5 protein-coding genes are annotated in these 4,796 nt (G+C 57.0%); 2 read left to right on the forward strand and 3 right to left on the reverse strand.

Annotation, left to right across the window (positions count from 1 at the left end):
• Nucleotides 1–663: 663 nt before the first annotated feature.
• Nucleotides 664–1,350 (reverse strand): hypothetical protein, encoded by a 687-nt coding sequence (locus tag AC5ZFO_RS47095; protein WP_496124141.1) that lies wholly within the window; start codon nt 1,348–1,350, stop codon nt 664–666.
• Nucleotides 1,347–2,495 (reverse strand): cell division protein FtsZ, encoded by a 1,149-nt coding sequence (ftsZ, locus tag AC5ZFO_RS47100; protein WP_245453979.1) that lies wholly within the window; start codon nt 2,493–2,495, stop codon nt 1,347–1,349. The genes AC5ZFO_RS47095 and ftsZ overlap by 4 nt, the downstream gene beginning before the upstream one ends.
• 114 nt (nt 2,496–2,609) lie before the next feature.
• Between ftsZ and AC5ZFO_RS47105 the strand changes: the two genes are divergently transcribed.
• Nucleotides 2,610–3,440 carry a nodulate formation efficiency C protein gene (locus AC5ZFO_RS47105; protein ID WP_496124142.1) on the forward strand — a complete coding sequence of 277 codons (831 nt, stop codon included), beginning with the start codon at nt 2,610–2,612 and terminating at the stop codon, nt 3,438–3,440.
• Nucleotides 3,437–3,829 (forward strand): hypothetical protein, encoded by a 393-nt coding sequence (locus AC5ZFO_RS47110; protein WP_496124143.1) that lies wholly within the window; start codon nt 3,437–3,439, stop codon nt 3,827–3,829. The genes AC5ZFO_RS47105 and AC5ZFO_RS47110 overlap by 4 nt, the downstream gene beginning before the upstream one ends.
• 9 nt (nt 3,830–3,838) lie before the next feature.
• On the opposite strand, the gene AC5ZFO_RS47115 is transcribed toward AC5ZFO_RS47110, so the two are convergent.
• Nucleotides 3,839–4,027: a hypothetical protein gene (locus AC5ZFO_RS47115; protein ID WP_496124144.1), complete on the reverse strand. Its 189-nt coding sequence runs from the start codon at nt 4,025–4,027 to the stop codon at nt 3,839–3,841.
• Nucleotides 4,028–4,796: the final 769 nt, after the last annotated feature.

Below are 4,796 nucleotides of genomic sequence, written 5' to 3' on the forward strand. Positions count from 1 at the left end.
GGTCCGCTCCGTTTATCAAAACGGAACGGCATCCGCACCACCTAAGCCGCCGGTCCAAAATCCGGGGTCCACTTCAGGTGATCCTTCTTGAGCCGTCTCAGCTCCTGACGCCACTTTGAGCGGGGGCTTCAGGGGGCGTATCGTTTTGTGGGGCGGGCGTCACATAATCGTACGCCGCCGCCAATTTTCGTTTGCGAGCAGGACTCGCGCGAGCAGCGCAAGCGCGTGAGCACTGAAATCTCAATAATTCTTTCCGTCATGTTCGTGAGTGAAACAGAAAGGGCTAAACATAAACCTCGCGTATATTCTCCTGTTCGTCGAACTGCAAGTGATCGTTCGAAACTAACGTTGCAACTTAAGCGAGCGGCTCCTAGCCTAGCGAGGGGTGCATCGTCGCAAACGCTCCAAACGGCATTACAAAAAAGAAAAAAGAACACCAACGACTGGTTTAACTCCAGTAGGGGCTAATGAATCATAACCCGCCGCGGCGGCTCTTCAGGTCGATCTCGAACATCTGCACCGAGCCCAATGGGACACGGGTGGCCCGCTTCGTGAACTGCGCGCGCACGGTCGATCGCATCCAAGAAGTTGCGTATGTCCTAGTCGTCATCGTCTTCGGTCAGGACGGCAATGCATAGCTGTCCAGCGGACGCTTGAGCCAGCTCAAGTATAGCCGAACTTGTGCAGCTGACAGGAGCGGTCCCGCTTTCCTGCGGGCATGCACTCGATCTGGTCGACGGGTCGGATCAGGGCGCCCTTGATCTCAATGTCCCCGGTTGTTGGAGACTGTCGCCACAGGGGTCCCTTCTCACCATGTCCTTCATTCTGCTCCCAACGTACCACCTTAAGCTGATCAAACTTGAACAGCCAATTACCGGTGTCATCATGTTCCCGAGGCCACACCTTCGCTGAAATACTCTCCAATGAAACCTTGATGTCGTCGGCGGCCATCGGCGCGCACCTTTCGGGCAGCATGGGCGGATGCCTCTCGGAAAACGACATCAATGTCCTCAACAGCCCACTGATGAGGAGCTTGGTCGCGGCGAAGCCATAGTCCGGACTTTGCCAGTAACGGCCGCGCATACCATCGGGCGCGTTGTAAAGGAGGTCGCAGGTTTCCGGCTCTACGCGAATGATAGAGATGATCTGTCGCCCGTCTTCCTCGCCGCGCGGAGCATCGTCATAGCGCCTGATCCGATTGCTGATGACGGTTGCGCTCTCAATGACCCGCGAAGCGATTTCCTCGAAAGATAGATGATCGTTATCAAGATAGGCCCGTCCCGTCGCCCAAAGCCTTGATGTGTCCCATTCCATTTTGCCGGGCGGTCTAATCATCCGTGCTGCCTTCATATTCCAGATCGGCGTTGCCGATACCCCTCCGGGGGTAGCGGGCGGTCGGCGGCATGGTGCCCCCTTAGATGGGCCGCCACCCGTGCGCTATGCTCGATATGGTCGAAGGCGCGAGGGCTATCGTTGCGCATCCGGCCGGCGAGTTCCGATAGGGAGCTTTCTGCGCTTTCCGCTGGTTCTGCCTGGCCGAGATTATCAATGCCGGTCCCCACCACCGAGACGCGCACCGTACCTTCCAACTGCTCATCAAAAGTGGCGCCAATGATAATATTGGCATCCTGGTCGGCCTCTTCGCGAATGCGACTAGCGGCCTGGTCGATTTCGAACAGCGTCAGGTCCTTGCCGCCAGTGATAGAGATGATGAGGCCACTGGCTCGCTTGATCGAGGGGTCTTCGATCAGTGGATTGGAAATCGCGGCTACGGCGGCTTTGAGCACACGCGATGGGCCAGAAGCCTCGCCCCTGCCCATCATCGCCTTGCCCTTTTCGCGCATGATCGAGAGAACGTCGGCAAAATCGAGATTGATCAAGCCCTCCTTGACTATAAGGTCGCTGATGCAGGCCACACCCGAATGGAGCACTTGGTCAGCCAGGGCGAAAGCTTCGCCGAAGGTGGTCTTCTCGTTGGTCACCCGAAATAAGTTTTGGTTTGGAATGATCAGCAGAGTGTCCACCGTCTTCAGCAGATCCGCGATGCCGGCTTCGGCAAGGCGCATTCGGCGTTGGCCCTCGAATTGGAATGGCTTTGTGACAACACCAATAGTTAGAATGCCAAGCTCACGCGCGGTCTTGGCAATAACAGGCGCTGCCCCGGTGCCGGTGCCGCCGCCCATGCCGGCGGTAACGAACACCATGTGTGCGCTGGTCAAATGATCACGGATGGCATCGATTGCCTCTTCGGCCGCGGCGCGCCCGACGTCAGGCTGCGAGCCGGCCCCGAGTCCTTTAGTCATCTGGGTGCCCATCTGGATGAGGCTCTTGGCCTTCGACATCGAGAGCGCCTGTGCGTCTGTATTGGCGACGACGAAATCGACACCCTGCAAGCCGGCCGCGATCATGTTGTTGACGGCATTGCCCCCGGCGCCACCGACCCCGAACACGATAATGTGCGTTTTTAGCCCGCGAACATCGGTGATGTTGGTCATTTTCGGCCTCACGATTGCGTCGGTAAGCTGGGAAATGAGATGACTTGAAATGCTACCGCCAAGCATTGCGATCTGCTTTGACCATATAAGGACCAATGCGCGGGGTAAGGGAAAATGATCGATAGGCGGGTGCTTTGGTTTTGTCTCGGTCTTGGCCTCTCTGTCGGCCTTGGCGTATGGTTCATTTTGCCGGGTGGGCTGGCCGGTAAGAGCGATGGCGTTCGGACGAGCGACAACCCCCTCATCGATAAGGTCAAATCAACCTGGAGAGCTCAGGATGGTGAGACAGCGGAGCAAATCTTTACCAAGGTCTCGAAGGTAGCACACTTCATCCCGAGGGGATGGGAGGTTGGTCAAAAGATCAACTCGGGCGAGTCAGTTATCTTTTCGTGGGCCAAACACCGGGCCGATAAAACAAACGAAGAATATACTGTGACCTGGGAGGTGGCGCCCGATGGCACTGTGAAAATTGTGGCACCTTATGCAAAGCCGATGGAACTAGGCTGGGAGGCGTTCGCACTCTCGCTCATTGCGGACGAAGTCACAAACGAAGAAAGCGGCGTGAACCGTCGCTTTCTGCATAATCCCGCCAACTTCAACTTCGTAACCACCGCGCAGGGCAAGTTGGGCGATCTTCTGCGGCGTGGCCGCTGCACTATCGGCGAGCCGGTTGGAGTGCATTACTCGCCGACTATAGATGAGGAGCAAGCCGCGAAGGGCGGGCTGTGGCGGGTCGAGCTTTCGGTCGACTGCAATGTTCCCGGACCTAGTTCTTTCAGCCGTGACGGGGTCATCGTTTTTGAGAAGCGCGAAGGGCAAGATTGGGAGGCACAATCGTTCTTTGCAAAGCTTATCGCCACGTATGCACCCGGCTCGTGGTTTGAGCTTGCCGAGCCGAAAGATCAGGAAGCGTTCGAGGCGGACAGGAAGCTGTTGTCAAAATGACGTTCGCTGTCGATACGTCGAGCGTCGATGATGATAAAGCGTATCGCTGTTCAAAGTGTCTGCGCTTCGCGCTGCACGTCTCGATCTCGGCAACCAAGCGCAAGTGGAGTTTGTCGAAACAAACTTACCATTCTCTCTCTCTTGCAGGGGGGAGTTCTAGAGCGAAGAGCCTTTCGGTCGAGAGCCGCAAGGAAATCGCACGCCTCGCGGCGATCGCGCGCCCCAACGTCATTGATCGGCAGGCGTTTGAGGCCAGCTTCTACGCATTGTTGGATACGCATTGTTGGAAAAGTGGAGGCTGCGTCGGTACACGCCGTGATCAAAATAGACGTCAGTGCAAATCAAGGCGCTTGAGCCGGCCTTACGATCAATTGCAGACCGATGCGTGATCACCATTCCTATTTGGTGGCGCCTGCTCCGGCGCGATCGATGACCCAGGCCACCATGTTGCCCTTGGCCTCTTGAGCCTGCACGTGCCGGAGGGCCTCGGAGTAGGTTAGTAAGGGCTCCTGCGTCGGGTAGACGATGCGGTTGGTCGGAGTGACGAAGTCGTGGCAACACACGCGGTAGTCTTTAGCCTCGAACATCGGAATCTTCCTCTCGCCTCAAGTTGCGCGGCCAAATGCCCGCATTTTCTCGCACTGCCTTTCCACAGAGAATACGGCCTTTAAGAGGCCGCGCGCGTCTCAACACCCCATAACAGGCTGATTTAGCCTGCCAGACGCAGATCCGCGATGTCTGACCACATCGCGGCGCTTGATTTGCAATTGGAGCAGCGCCGGCAAAGACGTGCCGGGTGCTATTCCATAAATTCACCCATGTGCGGCCTTCCTTGTTCATCCGCAATGGTCCTGTCAATAGCCTCAATGCCTGCTTGCACCAATGTCACCTGGTCAGCTTTCGATTGGCTGCAAGCACCTCAAGCGCTTGCGACCGTAGGGCTGTGATGTGCCCCTCGAATACGTGCACTGTTCGTCCCTGTGGTTGAAGTTAGCGGGTACGTGACTCGGCACCTGATTGCAGACAAGCGCTGTCCCTACCACGTGCCGCCAACTTCAACATTGCCAGCCTCGCCGGGAGAAGCTGTCAGCGAATATTCGCCCCGACGAATGCCCAAGCGCAACTATCAAGACAGGTGGCGGCGACCTGGTCTGAAGTGGACCCCATGCTGAGGACCACCGGGTCTGGTTTCTTAGGTGGAGCTTGCTGCCGTTCGTTCTTGCCAATATTTTACACTACTGTTGCTTGCTGCTGTCCTGGCTGTGGGGATGTGGGCAAAGCGCAGCGTTGTCCAAGCTTCTCGCTTGCGAGAAGCGTCATATCCACAGCCTCTTCGCCGAATGCGCCGGTGACACC

The organism is Bradyrhizobium sp. Unk1, from assembly GCF_059512345.1.

Coding starts and splice junctions, on each gene's coding strand:
- ftsZ (WP_245453979.1), bottom strand. CDS start 2,495: ATGACCAACATCACCGATGTTCGCGGGCTAAAAACGCACATTATCGTG.
- AC5ZFO_RS47095 (WP_496124141.1), bottom strand. CDS start 1,350: ATGAAGGCAGCACGGATGATTAGACCGCCCGGCAAAATGGAATGGGAC.
- AC5ZFO_RS47105 (WP_496124142.1), top strand. CDS start 2,610: ATGATCGATAGGCGGGTGCTTTGGTTTTGTCTCGGTCTTGGCCTCTCT.
- AC5ZFO_RS47115 (WP_496124144.1), bottom strand. CDS start 4,027: ATGTTCGAGGCTAAAGACTACCGCGTGTGTTGCCACGACTTCGTCACT.
- AC5ZFO_RS47110 (WP_496124143.1), top strand. CDS start 3,437: ATGACGTTCGCTGTCGATACGTCGAGCGTCGATGATGATAAAGCGTAT.